The following is a 17,796-nucleotide window of genomic DNA, read 5'->3' as shown; positions in this document are numbered from 1 at the left end:
AGCGAATGTTAAAATTTCGTGCTTGAATGAGTAGAACATGGAAAAAATGCGTGCGATGGTGCTTTTTGAATGTGCCAAAATTGAGACAAATCCGTTGAAATTAACAGAAATTGATAGACATGAAATTCAAAGATCAAATGAGATATTACTAAAAATAGAAGCTTGCGGAGTTTGCCATTCACAGCTTCATGGCATAGAGGGGGACTGGAAAGATATCGGAATTCCGCCAATGCTTCCCACAGTCCCAGGTCATGAACTTGTGGGAAAAGTAATTCAAATCGGAGATGCCGTAACCAAATTCAAAGTCGGAGACAGGGCAGGGATCACTCCACTGTTAGAGGCATGTAAAGAATGTCAATATTGCAAAGAAGGAAAAGAGTATCTTTGCGAGTCATCAATAATTACAGGCGAATCTTTCAAAGGAGGCTATACAGAATACATTACAGTTACAGAAGATTTTGCAATCAAAGTTCCCCAACATATGAAACCAGAGTATGCAGCACCGTTGTTTTGTGCCGGCATCACGGCATACAAAGCAGTAAAAGCTGCAGAACCAAAATCGCACAAAAAAATTGGAATTTTTGGGATTGGAGGAGTTGGTCATATGGCAGTGCAATTTGCCAAAGTCGAAAATTGCGACGTAATTGCATTTTCAAGAACTCAAAAGCATCTTGATGTGGCAAAGAGGCTAGGTGCAATTGATGCAATGACATTTTCTGAGAATCAAGAAGAGTTTTTGAACAAACTAAAAAACAAACACGGAATGCTAGATGCGGCCATAGTTTTTGCACCATCGGATATTGCCACAGATACTGCAATTAAATCAGTAAAGAAAGGAGGCCTCATTGTGATTGCAACAGTAGGAAAAAATCCGTCCTTTATGGCATTTGAAGAAAAAACAATCAGGGGAACTTTGATAGGGTCTACAAAAGACATGGAACAAGTGATTAAGATATGTGATGAAAACAACATCGAGGTAATATCTCAAGTCTTTCCACTTGAAAATGCGAACAAAGTACTCAAAAAGCTAAAAGATTCCGAAATTGAAGCCAGGGCAGTCTTGATACCTTGACTTGCAAATTCAATATCAAGGAAGATGGTGTTCCATCATGAACTGTAACCGATGCCACCATACAAATGAAGCGCATTCGCCAAATGAGAATAGCAACTCAATCATCAAAGTAGGAAAATGCCAAATCCCCACTTGTACATGTCAGCAATACTTGGATCCAATTCAAGAGATTGACGAAGATTTATTGTAACAATTCATATACAAAATCAGTCTACGATATTCATGGACAAACACAAGCCATCAGATGAAATGATTAAAGAATTGGACAACTTGCTATCAAAAATAAACGCAATGGAGATTGTAGCATCTGATGATTATCAAAAAAATTCAATCAAAATTATGAGAGCGTTAGTGGAGGGTCAAATGCATTCAATTAATGAGTTTCAGCATTTGAAAAAAGCAATAGACTTGTTGACATTACAGTTGTTTGATGTTCAAAACAAAGTTAAGAGTTGAGTCTCGTATCGCTTAATCCACAGCTAGTACAACGATAAACAGTAGATTTTTCAAGTATTTGTTCTGCTTTCATTTCAGAGCCACAGCACGGACAAGAAATTTTTTGGTCTTCTGAATTTATTTCAGATTTTCTTACAACATAATCAGGCTCTGCCTTTGGAGGTTCAGTGGAATTGCAAGGAGGTTTATAGCGTGAAAATATCTTATTTAGCACACTTTGTCTGCGTTCTTTACTGGATTCAAACAGCGGTAGGATTGCAAGATATAATGATTTTTCTGAGCCTGATTTTTGAACCCAGCATTTGAAATCAGGGTTTTGGACAAAAAACGACTTGTCATCGGTTTTTTCACAATCACCAACATAAAGAATATTAAATTTATCTTGGTCTTTTGACAAGATAATATACACCAGTTTTTCCATTGGAGGGCCCCACTCATCAAGAGGGATAGGACCAAGAAATTCATACTGAAGAATTTGAATGCTCAATGCAGAACTTTTCAACTACTGTCTTTTCTTTTTTTCCCAAAAAGCATACTAGTATCTACAAATTGATCGCAAAATCCAAACTTGAAAAGATTAAATTCAAGGGTTTTTGATTTTCTGTAAATGAAAGAGCCTCATAATTATGCTAAAGTTGGATATAGCATGATTGTAGTATCAGCTAGTCTTGCTGCAGTAGGCCTACTAGCATTAGCGATTGGCTCAGACGTACTTTTTGCAGATAACATACAAAGAGAAAATACACATCATTTCAATGAATGCAAATTAAATGATTTCAAAACAGAAGGATGTGAAAAATATTGGGATAGAATCAACAATGAAATTTCTGGGATTTATGTAGACTTGGGTAAATAGTTCAGTAACCGTTAGTAAAATCTTCAATCATGTTTTGATTCTTTGTAAGCTTGTTCATTGCGTAAAATGCCCCGCCAACAATTCCTGCATGATAAAAAGTGTACAAGAAAACTCCTGACGATGTAGGATCAGATTTTGTGAAACTCAAAACAAGAATGGTCATAAATACAAAGGTTCCAACAAATGTCACCATCCTGTTTAAAAATCCAGAGTTCATTCCAACAATTCGTTTAGTAGCAGATGCCATCAACGTGATACTAGTAATGATCAAGAAAGTAGCACCACCGTTTGCACTGACAAATTCATTTAGCCAAGGCAAAAGTCCATCATCTAAAATTGAAACTTCAGGCATCACACTACCTCCATTAATTGCAAAGTTCACAGAGCTGAACATTCCACCCATTACAAAAAAGAACAAGAATATTTTTACAATAGATCTTTTAATTGGGCTGCGGATTTCTCCGGGATTGACTGCCCTTTCAGTAATTCTGACGCCATAAAGAAATCCGATTGCCATTGCAGGCAGGAACATGAGATTGATCAAAATTGGGGATTCTTTATTGATGGATTCTATCTGCGGATGAAAGATTAGAAAGAGGATTATTGCAAGTAATGCAGAAGATGAAAATAATATAAATCCCAGATATTTGTGGCGGCTTGACTGATAGGTGGCATCCCAATCGTACATTTTATGGACTCGAAGGAATATGATTAAAGAGAGAATCGAAAAATCATTTGGTCAAATTATCAATTCTGTTTACCCTTTTTAGTCTCATGAATGTAGAGATTTTGTGAGAAAGGGTATCTTCATTGTAATAATAGGTGGAATTATCAGTGTGTTTGGGATTATTTTTCACCTTCAAGGGCAATCAGTGGTTGGACCAGAATCTTCATTCATGTATTCCAATCCCGATTGGATTACTTATGGAATTCAGATTGTAATCACAGGATTGATCATGATTGGAATAGGGATTGCAATCACAGTTTTAAAAAAAGCCTAGTTTATTACACGCAGTGTTATGGTGCTTCGAATTTTTTGTAGTTTTCTTATTTTGGTTGTGATGACTTCGTTCATTTGTGCAGGAGTATCTGTGGTAAATTCTGCAACAATATCGTAGCTGCCATAAGTAATCAAGCAACTTTTTACCTCAGGGATTTCTTTTAATTGAGAATAGAGTAATTGTTCCTCACCAATTTCACAACTGATTAGCATGTACGCCTTTTCCATGTAAATCAAATTGTCTTAAAAAAACACCAACTTAAAGACATCTAAGAAAATATGAAGATGATCTCAAAAACCGGCAGTCATTGGATCCTCAGGTTTCATAATTTCCCTTAACAAGATTGTTGCAAACATACCGCGTGAGAGAGAGAATTCCACAGTATTTCCTTGAGACGAATAATCAAAGCAATGCAAGGCAGCCTGTCTAAAGCCACCCTCATTGCTTACTTCTTGCATCTCTTTGAGGAAAAAATCCTTTGGTGTAATTTCCTCGTTACTCAATATTTTAGATATTTGATGATCAAATCTTGTTTTTTTGTAATATGAATAACCTACAAAAGGCAATGCCAATCGTTGATCCAGGCCTTTCACATACTTGCCAATTATTCCATTAAAATCAAAACACACGTCACCTGGTTGAGCCTCAAAAAGATTTTCACCATCTAAAAATGCCATACTTAGAGACTGATTAAAAATAAAAGATTGATACGCTTGGATGTAGAATCGTCTTAAAGATAATGGGATTGCTCTAATTGCGGCAAAATAATCGTCATGTTCAATCATTTCTTTTAGAACAATTTTTTCAACATCCATTTGACTTGGAACTTGATCAAAATATTTTTCAAAGTTCGCCTTGTCTGATAGTTTTTCACGAATCTCAGTATTTTCCTTCGAATCATATGAAGAGGTAAAAGACAAAATCAAATCAACAGCTTTTTTGAAATCTCGCTGTAAAATGGCCTTGCCAATCAGATGAGTTACGGGTCTTTTGGAACCAAATCTCTGGTAACCGTAAAAATTCAAGACTTTGTCATATTCAGTGAAAGAAGACAAATCGTTTGAGCAGTCAGAGATTTTAATTTTAAAATGATTTGCTATCATGTCTTTTTTAGACAGGGGTTTTTTCACATAGCCAATTTTTTCCAAAGAATATTTGTCAGTAGAGAAATCCTCAATGGCCTTGCCCTTATTTCCAGAGCAGACAAATTGTTCGGTTATAGCTGATGCATCCTTTAGTCCAAGTGACTTTAAGCGAATTCCTTTTTTTCTAAAAATACCAGATAAGGCATGATTGGTATCAATTTTTTTCTTTTTTAATTTGTATACGGCATAGCCTTCTTGATCAGTTATGGATTTGTTTACTTTGTCAGAAATAATTTCAGACACATGGAAATCTTCGGGTTTGGCTCGAATTTTTCCTCCTATTCCAGAAAAATTAGTGCTGTAAACGGTGATTCCAATTTGGGAATCCAGATTAGGTATCACTCTATTGTCACTGTAACAAATTTACTGATTGCAACATCAGAGGATTGTGCTCCAAGCAGAATTTTGTAGGTTCCAGAAATTGCATCTTCTGAAGCATGTATAGAAGTGTGGATTGGACGTGGAGCATCAAAATCCAATTGGAAGGATTTTGGAGAATTTTTTACAAGATCTACATTTAGAAAATCATGAGTTGGAGATAAAATTAATGAAACGCCTAACAGATCTTTTTGTGATTTTGGCGACACAATAAAGTTGAAGTGCTTAGTTTCTCCAGGTGCAAGCGTTATTGAATTAGATTCAAATTGAATTTCAAGAGGCAATGGGACAGAAGTGTCAACAACACCGATATTATTTTCAACCCATTCGGTAAACCAAATTTTTTCACCGTCTATTGCAAAATCAAAGATTTGTGCCAAGCCACAATCAGCCAGCATCAATCCAGTTCCAGGATCACAGTCTCCCCAATAGGGATTCTTTGAGGGAATGTGATATTCTACAAGGCTTTGAGATTTAGGATCCATGACAGAGATGTTGTTTGCAGTTTGCGCATTAAAAACAAGCCTACCCTGGTCGTCTGATTCTATCCAGTATGGTCTGGAAATAGGGGTTTTTACAACTCCGGTTTGGTTTCCATATGTGCTAGGCAAAGGATCAGATGTAACGTATTGCGTGAATACTTTAGTCAAAGGATCAAAATTAAAAAAGTACGATGTTGTCGTATCCGCCAGCCAAATTGTCCCGTCATCAGCAACTACAGAACCGTTGGGAGTAAGTAACTCAGGAGGCAATTGGTAGATTTCAATAAAGTCAAGTAATGGGAGATGTTCTTCATCAGAATTCGCAACAGAATCAAAATAGCCATTTTGATCAAATTTAACTAAAACCCCCCCTTGTTGGAATAACCAATTTGTAAACCAGACATTGTTATTTTCGTCAACTGCAAAATCAGCAGTTACAGAGTCATCAATCGGCGAAGGAATGCTAAGATAATTTACATTGTCATCAGACTGGGTTGGGTCTAAGAATGTGATTTTGTTTCCAGTAAAGTCGTTAACAATAATTTGTGAACCGTGAACTTGGAGTTTTTGTGGCAATGAGTTACCTTCTGATGGATAGGACAATCGCTCATATTTTTCATCAATGGTTGAAAACTTCCATACAGAGTCATATGTCTCATCAGTGTACCATACAGTCCCATCTGGAGCATAATCAATCCCCCACATCATAGAACGACCTCCTTGGGGCCAAGAAGGGTTATCATATTCAGTGAATGTTTCAGTGTCAGGATCAAACTTTGCCAGATTACCAGTATTTGTTTGAGCAAACCAAACATTTCCATCATAATCAGACACAATTGCTAAAGGATTTGTGCATGTAGTTGGAATGGAGAATTCCTGAACATAATCAGTGGACTTTGCATCACCAGAACCACAAAATTGAGCACGTTGATCATCTGGGAAATTATCTGCAGGTGTGCCAGTGATTGTCATTTCGGGTGTGTCCCCTTCTGGAACTATACTTGGAAGTGTAATCATAATAGTTGAAGATAGCAAGATGAAACCAAAAAATATTGTTATGATGATGGCTTTTTTCTTCATGTCTTAAAAAATATCTAGCCTTGTTATATCTTATTCCAACTAGAGGAGTTTTAGATCGGAAGTTATTTTGTCAATCAAATTTTCAGGAGCAGGTCCAATGGAGATGCAAGTTGTGGTTCCGGGTGCAATTTGCGTATGGCCAGCATCAGTAACTTCAGACCAGGGGAGATTCAAATCTATAGCATGTCTTTTCACTTCTTGCAATTCTTTAATTCCAGACACTTTGAGTACAACTTTTTCTTGTCCACCCCACCATTCTTCATACCATTCAGGGTGAGATTTTCTTACATGTTCTGCGCCAAGAACACAAGCATGTCCTACTTGTGCAGCTATCTTTCCTTTCCCCATTTTTAGATCAGTTCTAACTACAATTACTTGTTTTATGTCTCCCATGTTTTAATCAAATACAGGCTTAATGAAAAACTTTTGAATTAAATAGTATGCCTTTTTGATTAAAAATAAAAAAAGAATTATTCATCTAGCATAATCAGTGCAGTATACACGAGTTTTTCTCGAAAAGGAGTGACAGATAGTTTAATGTCCATCACGGTTCTTTGTTCAATGATCTCGTTGATCAGTTTATCAAGTTGTGATAAGTCTTCAGTTTGAATTGTTTCTACAAGCATGTTAGTACTCGGTTGATTATTGTGAATTTGTTACGAGTTTTCTTTGTTGCCATAATTGCTCATTAATTTGATGGCATTTGCAGTCAGTAGATTTTCCTTTGCAGTTTTTTTGATGCAATGGCTTGTCGCATTTGTTACAGTCAGGATCTCTCCAGCTTGCTTGGTTTCCACAGTTAGAACAACGCATTATCTATTTCACCTCGTTTGCTATTTTCAACAACAGTTGCTGTGAGGGATTATTGTGAAGGCAGTTAACAGAAGGAATCACCATTTTTACTTCAGGTAACGGATTAACACATTTTCCACAAAGGGGCATTGTAACTGTTGCATCAAATTCAATCCCACCGATGGAAGAATTGCATTTATTGCATATTATCGATTTTGTATCATAAATGTTCATTTTTATCATCTGACTTGTATCTAGTAAAAAAGAAAGATAAAAACAGAATGAGAGTTGATTTGATTCAAAGTGAAATCAATCTCTTAATGTCTAATAAGCAAGATTTGACATATACGGTCTGGCAGAAATTAATCAGAAGATTAACCAATACAAGAAACTAAATGACGACGAAAGAGTTGCCACTTTGACTCAAAAGGCAGATCTTGTTGAGAAGCAGTTAAAATCAGCACAGACTGGATTGAGAACCACGATAGTATTGAAGAACAATTGATTTTCAACTGTTCTGATTTTTTGTATTCAATTCAAGAATATTTTTTATAAAATATCTCCAGTTTTCATACTACCTTTGAATTAAATAGTTAGGGATTGTGAGATTATTTATTTCAGCGATCCGAACAAAAATCTAGTTTTCATTTTCTATCCACCTAGATCATAAGAGCCAAACAATTTTACAGATTCAATGTTTTGACCATAATTTACAATCACTTTGTTTCCATCAATAGATACTCGTTTATCATCTATATTTTCGCCATTAACGTGAATCATAAATACGCCATCAATCAAATCAGTAGGAATATCAATTTCTACATGATCAGTGTTTCCATTTACTACAAAATATTCCACTGCAGACTCTTTTTCATCAAACATCATTTGAAGATCATATGAAGTTGCATCTGAGTTATATTCTATAATTTCCTCAAAGATTCCTTCATTGTCGCCACACTCCCAGCCAGAAGGATCACATAGATGGGCATCTTGATTAAAACATGCTGTTCGGTCACTGGTGCAAGGAGGAAGTTTTTCAACATCAGCGCATATCTTATTACATTCTCTTTCAGTATGAACTTCCATACGGGGAGGAAACGGCCACTCCAAAAGTCCCGCATCATTATAGCAAGGCTCCATTACTCCGTCATTGTCTACAACACAGTTATCTTTTGGCAAGCTTGGCATTATCAGATTAAGTGGGGGCAAGACAACTCCAGTAATTCTTGATGTGCACATCTCTTGTGAAACAAAATCACAGTAGACATTGCTTGTAATTACAGGACCAAAAAAGACTCCAAAATATGCACAAACTGCAACAAGTATGATTTTGTATCTAGTTTTCATTTTCTATCCCTAACAAATAGGAAATCCCAAATCATAATACTCATCATTGTATACAAATCCAGGAACATAGGTTTCATCTAGATTAAATTGTTCAGTCTTTTTTTGCCCAAACCATTCCCGATATTCATTCCAGTCAGGGTTTTCAGGCAACCCCTTGTAAGCAACAATGCTTTCAAATTCTGTGCCAATTTTTTCTATAGCTTGTTTTATTTTTGGAATTGATTCCATGTCTTTTTCAGTAAGCGTAATGAATTTTTTATCGTTGTCTATACTATTTCGTAAATGAACTGATATTGATTGTGTTTCATGCTCATTTGCAACCCAAAAAACAGTATGACTTAGGACATACACATTATCATCATAGACTAGCTGAGGAGACAAAAATTCATTTGAAAATCCTTGTGGTTTCGGATCTGCAAGTTTCTCATCTAGATTACCATCAAGTTTGACAAAATAGTCATCTTGAGAATCATCGTATTTGCCAATTGCTTTTTCCATAATGAAAAACTCATAGTCTACAAGTTCTCTTAAACTAATTTCTGCATGTGCGTCTTCATTTGTAGTAAATTCTAGATGATGAGTTGCACGAATTAATTCATCCAAAACAGGCAACTCTTTCAAATCAGTATCCGTAATTTCAAAAAATTGAATTTCTTTATCTCTAGTATGGTATTGCGCTAGCTTATCTGCAGAAAGTAGTCTAAGTGATATATGTGCACAGGTGTCTGTCGGATTCAACGCGATGCGATTTTCTTCTATTTCTGCAATATCCAGCAGTTTTGATTTTTGAAGAAATGACTCGTTGATTTTGCCGGTTGGCCATTTGACAAAATCACTAAAGTGTACATCCTCTCCATTTGTTCTCTTGTTTTCATAATAAGTCAAAATATCTCCAGCTATCTGAGACTCGTTATCGGTAAGAAATTGGTTGAATGGCCCATAGGTTCCTGTATTGTCCTGATATCCACCCAATGATGTCAATAGCACTCCACGTTTGACAAAAATATTCATTGGGTTTTCCTCAAAGAATTTTTGAAGATTTGGTTTGGTAATTTTTCCAAAAATGCTTGAAAAAGATTTGTCGGTATTGGTTTTTTCAGATAAAATTTCTACATCATAACGTTGAATGATTGGCAAGACCATGTTTGATTTGCCTTCAAGTGATATTGCGATGGTCTGGTTTTCTTCAATGTGTGGAAGAAACATCATCAATCCCAAATACCCAACCTCACGAAAAATCCTGTCTGGGTTTTGAAAGTCGATTATTGGCAGAGTTCGGAATTTTTCATCAGCCCATCCCCTGAAAATTAAAGAGTTAATTGATTTTGGTTTTACACATGCAGGAGAACCATCATATTTTTGAACCAACACAAAGTCATCATTCCTGCATTGCATCTGATCAAACGGAGTTCCATTTCTTTCATGCTGTAGGGGAGTAAAACTATCTGGAGGGTTTCCATGACGTGGAAAAATTGTTTTTCTTTCAGAAACACCCAACAGGTTTAGCAGATAAAAGTCAGCAATATCACCATATGACTTTCCATTGGTAGAAGGGAGTATTACAATGGTTGAACCATTCTGATTTATTGCAAAACTTTGGGGATTATCGTTGTTGTCAGGAAGTAAAATCTGGGAGTTATTTCCATCCAAGCTGATTGTTCCCAAAACACCTCCAGGTGCACCCCTTCCGCAATAGCTAACATGGTATACAATCAACTCTCCAGAAGGATACCATTTGGGATAGTTGCCACATCTGATGTTCAAATCAGATACCAAGTGTGGTCCATAGTCCTGTGCTTCTAGATAGGCTATACGCCTGTCGGCATATCCATAACTTGCATCCAATGTTTTTTGGAACAGTATTTTTGTACCGTCAGGACTTAATTGGAATTCATCTGACTCAAGATTACTCATTAGTTCTGAAACCATTGGTTTAGATTCCTCATCATGAGAATCATGCATTGAAAATAATTGTAGTTGTTTGGGATTGTTTATGTCTTTGACAGAATATGCAATCATGTGTTTTGAAGGATTATCTTCGGAATAGGTATAGTAATCAAAAAACTCTACTTTGTTTTCATCAGTGTTTAATTCCGTGATGTTATCTTTGTCTAAAAGATATCTGTACAGCTTGTTGTTTTTCAGAAAATGAACAATATTATCATCTGATGGATCAATTTGTGCATGAATTATGGGAAAATAATTGTCAAGAGATGCAAGGTCTAATTGTTTTATTTTTTTTCCATCAGAAGATATTAGAACTAGTGTTTCTGCACCATCTTCAAGTTTGGCCCCAAACAATATCATGTTGCTTGATGTCCAATCAAACACAGTTCTTAACACAATATCTTCTGCCTCAAGATGTATTGGTAGAATGTCAGGGTTAAAGTCATCAGCATATGCATATCCCATAAACCCAACAAAAACAAAGAAAATCAAAAAATACCTCATACCGTATGAAATTCTAATCCATCATTGAAAAGTGCTTCTGATGTTTTGTATCTAATTCAAGAATATTTTTTATAAAATATCTCCAGTTTTCATACTACCTTTAAATTAAATAATTGGCAAAAAAACGAAATCCATGTACTTTGATGTAGTAATTGCAGGCGGAAGCGTTGCAGGACTGTTGTGTGCACGGGAAATTGCATCAAAGGGGTTTTCAGTACTTGTCATTGAAGAGGATTACGAGATAGGCACACCAGAGCATTGCGGAGGTCTGGTCAGCATTGGAGGATTAGAAGAACTTGGAATCATACCATTTAGAAAAACTTTTGATCATATGATAGAGTTGGCAGAAATTACATCGCCAAACGGAAATAGTTTTACGATTAATTCAAAGAAACAAAAAGTTGTAGAGATTAGCAGAAGAGAACTAGACAAACAGATAGCTTTTCAAGCTCAGAAGAACGGTGCAGTTATCAAAGTCAGGACCAGTTTTCAAGAGATTACAGATACAGGAATTAGAACAAATGAAGAAAAGATAGATTGTAAAATATTTGTTGATGCAAGAGGGGTATCATCACTTATTCATAAAGACAGGACTGGGATTCTATCATCAGCTCAGTATGAAATCTATGCAGATTGGATACAGAAAGGAAAAGTCGAAGTGATTTTTGATCAGGAAAAATATCCAGGATTTTTCGCATGGATTATTCCGTCTGGAGAATCCAAAGGAAAGGTCGGAGTAGCAGGAAGAGGAATCAATGTTGCTGAAACATTAGATAAGATTCTGGAAGAGAAGAAAAACTATTCAATTATTAGAAAAATATTTGCGCCCATTTGGATTAAAGGTCCAATCAAAAATTTTGTTGAGGGAAAAACAATAATCATAGGGGATGCTGCAGGACAAGCAAAACCAACAACGGCAGGAGGTATTTTTACAAGTGGAATGGGTGGAGTTTATGCCGGACAAGCAATCTCAAAATTTTTAGAAACTAATGACAAGTCAGATCTCGAGGAGTATCAAAAAAAATGGATGGATAGATTTGGCAAAGAATTTGAAAAACAGTTACTTGCTAGAAAAATTTTGGAGAGAATCGATAACAATACAATCAACAAATTATTTGGATCAATCACACCAGAGATCACAAGAGAGATTTCAGAAAAAGATGATTTTGATTTTCATACCAGTTCAATTATCAAACTATTAGGAATCAAAGGCTCGTTGAAAACTGCCCAAGCTCTAGTTGGCGGAGAAATCAAAAAATTATTGAGTTAAAACGTGCTCAAATTCTAAGCAAGGTATAAATGATGTTTTCAGAAAATTTGGTGTATGTCATCTACAATTTCCTTGCCAACATGTAGTTGTTGTCACAGACCCATAATGCCTAATGATAAATGTGTAAAATTCAATTGTCCTGATTGTGGCGGAGATTTAATTTGGAGATGTCAGAGTTGCAGGGAAGCAGCAAGAAACTATACTTGCACTTCATGTAATGTAACAGGACCTTAGAAAATGACTCAGTTATTACTAATCACAAAAATTCTTCCTGACGGAACAGAGATAGATTTAGACGAATTAGCAGAATCTATCAAAGGAGCATTAAAAGAAGGAATTTCAATGAAAAGGCACGCAAAAGAGCCATTGGCTTTTGGTTTAGAATTTCTCAAGGCAGAATTCATTCTAGAAGACGAAGAAGGACAAATGGATTCATTGGAAGATGCCATCAGATCCGTAAAAGGCGTAAGTGAATTTGAAGTGCTCAACATGAGTCGAATGTCAGTTGACATGAAATAGGAGATATTTTGGCACGCAAAGAAGAACCTTTGCAAATGAGAATCGGGGAAGCAAAACAAAGGGACGTAGGTAAAAAACGTGCCAGAATTGGTCCAGAAGCTATGGACTTTCTTAAAGTCACACCAGGAGACATAATTGAAGTGATGGGTTCAAGAACTAGCTGTGCAGTTGTTTGGCCAGTTGATGAGGATGAAAAATTTCCAGACATCATAAGAATTGACGGGCAAACAAGAAAAAATGTAGGAGGGTCACTGAATGATTTTGTCAAGATTAGAAAAGTTACATCAAAATTTGCAAAAACAGTTTCACTTACCCCAGTAAATGATTCAGTAACTGTAGACAAAGAGTTTACAGATTTTGTCAAAAACAGATTGAAAGGATTGCCAATCACACATGGAGACGAAATATCTGTAATGATTTTAGGAAACTCGATGGACTTTAAAATTACAAAGACCACTCCAAAGGGAGTAGTAAAGATCGATCGTTCTACAAATCTTAACATCTCAACTGAATCTACGGTGGACAGAAAAGTCAGAGTGACATACGAGGAAGTAGGCGGATTAAGACATGAAGTCAAAGCTATGAGAGAGATTGTGGAACTACCACTAAAACATCCAGAATTATTTACAAGGCTTGGAATAGAGCCACACAGTGGGATTTTACTTTACGGACCTCCAGGATGTGGAAAAACATTGTTAGCTAAAGTCATGGCAAGTGAATCAGAAGCAAACATGTTTTCAATTAATGGACCTGAAATAATGAACAAGTATTATGGGGAGACAGAAGCTAAACTAAGAGAGATTTTCAAAGAGGCCAAAGATAATTCCCCAAGCATAATTTTCATTGATGAAATAGATGCAATTGCCCCAAAAAGAGAAGAAGCATACGGGGACGTTGAAAAAAGAGTTGTAGCTCAATTGCTAGCATTGATGGACGGACTGACTGATAGAGGAAACGTCATTGTACTTGGTGCTACAAATAGACCAGACAGTGTAGACCCAGCATTAAGAAGACCAGGTAGATTCGACAGAGAATTCGAAATATCAGTTCCCAACGAAGATGGAAGATTGGAGATTCTAGAGATCCACACACGAGGTATGCCAATTAGCGATGACATTGATTTGAAAGACCTATCATCAGAATTACATGGTTATACAGGTGCAGATATCAAATCGCTCTGTAGAGAAGCTGCACTAAAATCAATTAGAAGATATCTACCAGAGATAGATCTTGAAACTGAAAAGATCCCTTCGGAAGTATTGCAATCAATGCAGATTAAATTAATTGATTTTTACGATGCAATGCACGAAGTAGTTCCTACAGCCATGAGAGAATTTTATGTTGAAAGACCAAAAGTTTGGTGGCAAGATGTAGGAGGATTGGAAGAGATCAAGAAAACATTGACTGACAACCTAATAGTCGCAATGAAAGAACCAAACAAGTTTACCAAGATGGGAATCAGACCGCCAAAGGGTGCTTTAATTTATGGACCTCCGGGATGTGGAAAAACATTGCTAGGAAGAGCACTTGCAACAGAAACTGGTGCAAACATGATTCTAGTCAGAGGTCCGGAGATTCTTTCAAAATGGATGGGGGAATCCGAAAAAGCAGTTAGAGAAATTTTTAGAAAGGCAAAAGCATCATCTCCTTGTGTCGTAATATTTGACGAATTAGATTCCTTGGCCCGCTCCAAATCCGGCGAAAGCGGAGCTGGTGAAACTATTCTAAGTCAATTACTAACAGAGATTGAAGAGGGCATTTCATCACGAGTTGTAGTTATTGGAATTACAAATAGACCAGATGTCATAGATAATTCATTATTGAGAACTGGAAGGCTAGATCTAGTTCTTTATGTTGCACCTCCAGATGAAAAAGGCAGGTTAGAGATAATCAAGATTTTAACAAAAAAAATGCCTTTGGCAAATGATGTAAAATTGCAAGAGATTGCAGTTGCCACTCAAAACTATACAGGTGCAGATTTGGCAGCACTTTGTAGAGAAGCAGCAGTTCTAGCAATGCGAGAGGATTCAGCAAAAATTTCCAGTCAGCACTTTGCAAATAGTTTGAAGCAAATCAGGCCGTCAATTACAAAAGAAGTTGATCAATGGTACAACACAGTTAAGGAAAGTATATCTAACGTAGTACCAAAGACAGGAGATAAATCATTCTACGGATAAAAATGGCAATACCACTACGAAACACGATATATGACAAGATAAAGGAAGCAAATTCCTTAACAGATATTGAGCTTTACAAAAGCTTGACTAAAGACGGACATATCATACCAGAAGACAAATTCAACAAACTACTTTTAGATTTAGAGATTCTTGGTCTTATCACAGTTGCATGGATCACTAAAGAAGAGAGAAGAATAGAGGCAAAAGTTGTCGAGGAAGAAGTAGATAGCATAGAAGAACAAAATAAAGAAATGATGGAAAAAGACTACGAAGCAAGTTTTCCAGGTTTTGAAAAATAATTCCTAAAACAACGGAATGTGAAATGCTGCATCCAATGCAACTGCTACAAAAATAATTGTAAGATACGGTGCTGTAACTTTGTATGCTTTCCAAGCAAAGTCTGAAGTAGGATTCTTTGTTAATTTGTAATGATACACAAGCATTAGTCCGCCAGAAACTATGGCGATGATTGTGTAAACAATCCCCATACCGTCAGGAATTAGTGAGAGTATCAATGAATAAGGAACTAAAATTAGAGTATTTCCTAAAATGAATTTTGATGTTTTTTGCATGCCAATCACGACAGGCAGCATAGGAACCCCAGCTTGAGCATACTCATCTTTAATTTTCATTGCAAGACACCAAAAGTGGGAAGGAGTCCAGACAAATACCAAAAATCCTACCAGGAACCCCAACAAATCCATGCTACCGGTTGCTGCGGCCCATCCAGCCCAAGATGCCGCGCTACCGGCAATTCCTCCAATTACAATATTTGATGTATTTCTTCGTTTTAGCCAAACTGTATAGATGATCACATATGAGAATATTCCAACTGCAATAAAGAACGCAGATACTGCATTTAATGCAAAATATCCATAAATTACAGACACACAGCTGACAGCAATACCATACAGCAAGACTTTTGATGCAGTCATTCGTCCTGAAGGAATCGGTCTAGTGCTAGTTCTTGTCATCTTTGGATCAATGTCTTTGTCATAATAGTGGTTTAGAGCGCTAGAACCTGCAGATGCCAATGCTCCTGCTATAATTATGTGCAAATAGGACCAATAATCAAGTTCAGGTGCTCCTGGAACTAGTTTACTTGCAGCATACATGGATGTAACTGCAGTAATTACTAAAAGTACAACAATTCTGGGTTTTGATATCTCCAGTATTTCGTTAAATCCCAATTGACTCTATCCGCTCTCAAAGCCATTTAATTTCTTCGTCTACGTGATCCATTGTATTTCAAAAGGAATAAGTATCTCAGCCCTACCAGCTATCTTAAATGAGTAATTGGGACCTCATGATGCCTGGAATGGGACTTACAGCTATAGGCTTGGCTGGTCTTACATTGTCCTATGCAGGTATTGCGCACACATTCATAGATGGAATGCATGCGTTAACAGGTCTTACCATGTTTGTCGGTTTGATTTTCTTATCAGCAGGCATCCTAGATGGAGGAATTTCCACCAGTAACAGAGCCAAGGCAACGACTTTGGTAATTTTGTCAATAGCATTAGGATTTGGAATGTTTGCATTTACCATGAATACATCAAACTACACAGTTACAATCGCAGGCATCTTAATGGCAATTGCCTTCCCGGCAATCATAATAGCATACCTTGCAATGAAGCATCCGTCTTTTGTAAAGCCTGTTGGTGCAATTGTCGGAATGGCGGCTGCAACAGGGATTATCGCGTGGGTAGCTTTTGGATTTGTAAGCCCCGACACATACATGATACCACAAGAGGTAGGAGTCGAAGAACCATCTGAAGAAATTCTACCAACTGGACCAATCTTTTCGATTTCAATTCTAGAAGGTTCATCCCAACAAGGCAGTCCAGATTATGATCCAGATGTTGCGACAGTTACGCAAGGATATATTATAGAATGGACAAATGCGGATTCGGTAGCACATACTGTTACTAGTGCAGTAGACTTTGGAGAAACATTTGACTCTAGTTTGATGGATGCAGGTGATGTCTTTACGTTAGATACTAATAATTTGGAAGTTGGGGAATATGAATACATGTGTATTGTTCATCCGTGGATGGTTGCATCATTAGTAATTGAAGCAGCAAAAGAACCAACAAAAGTTACAATTCCAGAGGGAGCAGCAATTCCAGAAGATGGTAAAAACTACTATGATCCAAAAGTAATTGATGTCACAGTAGGAACTACAGTAGTTTGGGACAATGCAGACAACACAATGCATACGGCAACTTCAGGCAGTCCAGATACAGGTGCAGACGGAGTATTTGATTCAGACATTCTATCTGCAGGAGACACCTTTGAATTTACATTCACAGATGCAGGAAATTACGATTATTATTGCATATTGCATCCATGGATGATAGGAACAGTCAACGTAGAATAGATTTGCAGAAAATCATCATATCAGAATCAGATAAAAAAATTCTATCAGAGTATTCAGAAAATCAAAAACCTAACGAGTCTTGTGCCATATTATTTGGAAAAAATGATACGGTATCAGATTTGTTTTTGACAGAAAATATTGAAGAATCACCTGTAAATTTTACAATCTCAAATGAACAATTAATCGAAGGATACAAAATGGCCGAAGAGAAAAATCTCGATGTAGTAGGAATATTTCATTCACACCCAGATTCGGATGCTTTTCCGTCAAACACTGACAAAAAATTTATGCAAAGCAATCCAGTGGTGTGGATAATTTATTCTGGAATCAACAAGAATTTCAGAGCATTTATTCTTGAATCAGACATCATAGAAATTCCAATTGAATAGA

General features: G+C 36.6%; 22 protein-coding genes. 11 read left to right on the top strand and 11 right to left on the bottom strand.

What is annotated here, in order from left to right; translation table 11 throughout:
* Positions 1-37 precede the first annotated feature (37 nt).
* Complete coding sequence (locus OO712_RS03200) at positions 38-1,072, top strand: alcohol dehydrogenase catalytic domain-containing protein (protein ID WP_109876674.1); 1,035 nt, start codon at positions 38-40, stop codon at positions 1,070-1,072.
* 222 nt (positions 1,073-1,294) lie between these two features.
* Positions 1,295-1,528, top strand: a complete 234-nt coding sequence (locus OO712_RS03195) for a hypothetical protein (protein ID WP_048115766.1) — start codon at positions 1,295-1,297, stop codon at positions 1,526-1,528.
* Here the strand turns inward: OO712_RS03195 and OO712_RS03190 are convergent.
* A complete protein-coding gene (locus OO712_RS03190) occupies positions 1,518-2,015 on the bottom strand; it encodes a hypothetical protein (RefSeq protein ID WP_109876894.1) in 498 nt (165 codons plus the stop codon). The two genes, OO712_RS03195 and OO712_RS03190, sit on opposite strands and share 11 nt — an antisense overlap.
* Before the next feature lie 120 nt (positions 2,016-2,135).
* Here OO712_RS03190 and OO712_RS03185 point away from each other — a divergent pair, with 120 nt between their 5' ends.
* Complete coding sequence (locus OO712_RS03185; protein ID WP_109876676.1) at positions 2,136-2,384, top strand: hypothetical protein; 249 nt, start codon at positions 2,136-2,138, stop codon at positions 2,382-2,384.
* A 1-nt stretch (position 2,385) separates the two neighbouring features.
* Here OO712_RS03185 and OO712_RS03180 read toward each other — a convergent pair whose 3' ends face one another.
* Positions 2,386-3,072, bottom strand: a complete 687-nt coding sequence (locus OO712_RS03180) for a hypothetical protein (RefSeq protein ID WP_109876677.1) — start codon at positions 3,070-3,072, stop codon at positions 2,386-2,388.
* Positions 3,073-3,175: 103 nt separating this feature from the next.
* Here OO712_RS03180 and OO712_RS03175 point away from each other — a divergent pair, with 103 nt between their 5' ends.
* Positions 3,176-3,385, top strand: a complete 210-nt coding sequence (locus OO712_RS03175; protein WP_109876678.1) for a hypothetical protein — start codon at positions 3,176-3,178, stop codon at positions 3,383-3,385.
* Here the strand turns inward: OO712_RS03175 and OO712_RS03170 are convergent.
* The 8 genes from OO712_RS03170 to OO712_RS03135 all read right to left on the bottom strand — a co-directional run bounded on the left by OO712_RS03170 (position 3,382) and on the right by OO712_RS03135 (position 11,048).
* The gene (locus OO712_RS03170) at positions 3,382-3,612 is read right to left on the bottom strand and encodes an Lrp/AsnC ligand binding domain-containing protein (RefSeq protein ID WP_109876679.1); all 231 of its coding nucleotides are present in this window, start codon (positions 3,610-3,612) and stop codon (positions 3,382-3,384) included. The two genes, OO712_RS03175 and OO712_RS03170, sit on opposite strands and share 4 nt — an antisense overlap.
* Before the next feature lie 63 nt (positions 3,613-3,675).
* The gene (gene truD / locus OO712_RS03165; protein WP_109876680.1) at positions 3,676-4,872 is read right to left on the bottom strand and encodes a tRNA pseudouridine(13) synthase TruD; all 1,197 of its coding nucleotides are present in this window, start codon (positions 4,870-4,872) and stop codon (positions 3,676-3,678) included.
* Positions 4,869-6,470, bottom strand: a complete 1,602-nt coding sequence (locus OO712_RS03160; RefSeq protein WP_109876681.1) for an NHL repeat-containing protein — start codon at positions 6,468-6,470, stop codon at positions 4,869-4,871. Before OO712_RS03160 ends, truD begins: the two co-directional genes overlap by 4 nt.
* A 39-nt stretch (positions 6,471-6,509) precedes the next feature.
* The gene (pth2, locus tag OO712_RS03155; protein ID WP_109876682.1) at positions 6,510-6,863 is read right to left on the bottom strand and encodes a peptidyl-tRNA hydrolase Pth2; all 354 of its coding nucleotides are present in this window, start codon (positions 6,861-6,863) and stop codon (positions 6,510-6,512) included.
* 77 nt (positions 6,864-6,940) lie between these two features.
* Positions 6,941-7,096 (bottom strand): hypothetical protein, encoded by a 156-nt coding sequence (locus tag OO712_RS03150; RefSeq protein ID WP_160049206.1) that lies wholly within the window; start codon positions 7,094-7,096, stop codon positions 6,941-6,943.
* Positions 7,097-7,112: 16 nt separating this feature from the next.
* Entirely contained in the window at positions 7,113-7,283 is a 171-nt protein-coding gene (locus OO712_RS03145) for a hypothetical protein (RefSeq protein ID WP_200829055.1), read from the bottom strand.
* A 630-nt stretch (positions 7,284-7,913) separates the two neighbouring features.
* Positions 7,914-8,609 carry a hypothetical protein gene (locus OO712_RS03140; protein ID WP_109876684.1) on the bottom strand — a complete coding sequence of 232 codons (696 nt, stop codon included), beginning with the start codon at positions 8,607-8,609 and terminating at the stop codon, positions 7,914-7,916.
* Positions 8,610-8,618: 9 nt separating this feature from the next.
* On the bottom strand, positions 8,619-11,048 hold the full coding sequence (locus OO712_RS03135; RefSeq protein ID WP_146195983.1) for a WING-49 domain-containing protein: 2,430 nt from the start codon (positions 11,046-11,048) through the stop codon (positions 8,619-8,621).
* A 145-nt stretch (positions 11,049-11,193) separates the two neighbouring features.
* Here OO712_RS03135 and OO712_RS03130 point away from each other — a divergent pair, with 145 nt between their 5' ends.
* The 5 genes from OO712_RS03130 to OO712_RS03110 are packed head-to-tail and all read left to right on the top strand — an operon-like array spanning position 11,194 to position 15,325.
* Positions 11,194-12,330 (top strand): NAD(P)/FAD-dependent oxidoreductase, encoded by a 1,137-nt coding sequence (locus tag OO712_RS03130; RefSeq protein ID WP_109876686.1) that lies wholly within the window; start codon positions 11,194-11,196, stop codon positions 12,328-12,330.
* Between the two features lie 54 nt (positions 12,331-12,384).
* The gene (locus OO712_RS03125; protein ID WP_109876687.1) at positions 12,385-12,564 is read left to right on the top strand and encodes a zinc finger domain-containing protein; all 180 of its coding nucleotides are present in this window, start codon (positions 12,385-12,387) and stop codon (positions 12,562-12,564) included.
* 3 nt (positions 12,565-12,567) lie between these two features.
* Positions 12,568-12,849 carry an elongation factor 1-beta gene (locus tag OO712_RS03120; protein ID WP_109876688.1) on the top strand — a complete coding sequence of 94 codons (282 nt, stop codon included), beginning with the start codon at positions 12,568-12,570 and terminating at the stop codon, positions 12,847-12,849.
* 8 nt (positions 12,850-12,857) lie between these two features.
* Positions 12,858-15,026 carry a CDC48 family AAA ATPase gene (locus tag OO712_RS03115; protein ID WP_109876689.1) on the top strand — a complete coding sequence of 723 codons (2,169 nt, stop codon included), beginning with the start codon at positions 12,858-12,860 and terminating at the stop codon, positions 15,024-15,026.
* A 2-nt stretch (positions 15,027-15,028) separates the two neighbouring features.
* Positions 15,029-15,325 carry a hypothetical protein gene (locus tag OO712_RS03110; protein ID WP_109876690.1) on the top strand — a complete coding sequence of 99 codons (297 nt, stop codon included), beginning with the start codon at positions 15,029-15,031 and terminating at the stop codon, positions 15,323-15,325.
* Positions 15,326-15,328: 3 nt separating this feature from the next.
* On the opposite strand, the gene OO712_RS03105 is transcribed toward OO712_RS03110, so the two are convergent.
* On the bottom strand, positions 15,329-16,216 hold the full coding sequence (locus OO712_RS03105; protein WP_109876691.1) for a heme o synthase: 888 nt from the start codon (positions 16,214-16,216) through the stop codon (positions 15,329-15,331).
* Between the two features lie 98 nt (positions 16,217-16,314).
* On the opposite strand from OO712_RS03105, the gene OO712_RS03100 reads away from it, so the two are divergent.
* Complete coding sequence (locus tag OO712_RS03100; protein ID WP_109876692.1) at positions 16,315-17,406, top strand: cupredoxin domain-containing protein; 1,092 nt, start codon at positions 16,315-16,317, stop codon at positions 17,404-17,406.
* Positions 17,407-17,408: 2 nt separating this feature from the next.
* Entirely contained in the window at positions 17,409-17,795 is a 387-nt protein-coding gene (locus OO712_RS03095; RefSeq protein WP_109876693.1) for a M67 family metallopeptidase, read from the top strand.
* Position 17,796 lies beyond the last annotated feature (1 nt).

The sequence above is a fragment of the Nitrosopumilus zosterae genome, from assembly GCF_025998175.1.
GTDB classification, from domain to species: Archaea; Thermoproteota; Nitrososphaeria; order Nitrososphaerales; family Nitrosopumilaceae; genus Nitrosopumilus; species Nitrosopumilus zosterae.
The sequence above is the reverse complement of the archived record's forward strand: the minus strand, read 5'-3'. Positions and strand labels throughout refer to the sequence as shown.

Excerpts from the sequence above, each read along its gene's own strand:
- OO712_RS03200 (WP_109876674.1), top strand. The coding sequence starts at position 38 with ATGGAAAAAATGCGTGCGATGGTGCTTTTTGAATGTGCCAAAATTGAG.
- OO712_RS03195 (WP_048115766.1), top strand. The coding sequence starts at position 1,295 with ATGGACAAACACAAGCCATCAGATGAAATGATTAAAGAATTGGACAAC.
- OO712_RS03185 (WP_109876676.1), top strand. The coding sequence starts at position 2,136 with ATGAAAGAGCCTCATAATTATGCTAAAGTTGGATATAGCATGATTGTA.
- OO712_RS03180 (WP_109876677.1), bottom strand. The coding sequence starts at position 3,072 with ATGTACGATTGGGATGCCACCTATCAGTCAAGCCGCCACAAATATCTG.
- OO712_RS03170 (WP_109876679.1), bottom strand. The coding sequence starts at position 3,612 with ATGGAAAAGGCGTACATGCTAATCAGTTGTGAAATTGGTGAGGAACAA.
- OO712_RS03160 (WP_109876681.1), bottom strand. The coding sequence starts at position 6,470 with ATGAAGAAAAAAGCCATCATCATAACAATATTTTTTGGTTTCATCTTG.
- pth2 (WP_109876682.1), bottom strand. The coding sequence starts at position 6,863 with ATGGGAGACATAAAACAAGTAATTGTAGTTAGAACTGATCTAAAAATG.
- OO712_RS03150 (WP_160049206.1), bottom strand. The coding sequence starts at position 7,096 with ATGCTTGTAGAAACAATTCAAACTGAAGACTTATCACAACTTGATAAA.
- OO712_RS03145 (WP_200829055.1), bottom strand. The coding sequence starts at position 7,283 with ATGCGTTGTTCTAACTGTGGAAACCAAGCAAGCTGGAGAGATCCTGAC.
- OO712_RS03140 (WP_109876684.1), bottom strand. The coding sequence starts at position 8,609 with ATGAAAACTAGATACAAAATCATACTTGTTGCAGTTTGTGCATATTTT.
- OO712_RS03130 (WP_109876686.1), top strand. The coding sequence starts at position 11,194 with ATGTACTTTGATGTAGTAATTGCAGGCGGAAGCGTTGCAGGACTGTTG.
- OO712_RS03125 (WP_109876687.1), top strand. The coding sequence starts at position 12,385 with ATGTCATCTACAATTTCCTTGCCAACATGTAGTTGTTGTCACAGACCC.
- OO712_RS03120 (WP_109876688.1), top strand. The coding sequence starts at position 12,568 with ATGACTCAGTTATTACTAATCACAAAAATTCTTCCTGACGGAACAGAG.
- OO712_RS03110 (WP_109876690.1), top strand. The coding sequence starts at position 15,029 with ATGGCAATACCACTACGAAACACGATATATGACAAGATAAAGGAAGCA.
- OO712_RS03100 (WP_109876692.1), top strand. The coding sequence starts at position 16,315 with ATGAGTAATTGGGACCTCATGATGCCTGGAATGGGACTTACAGCTATA.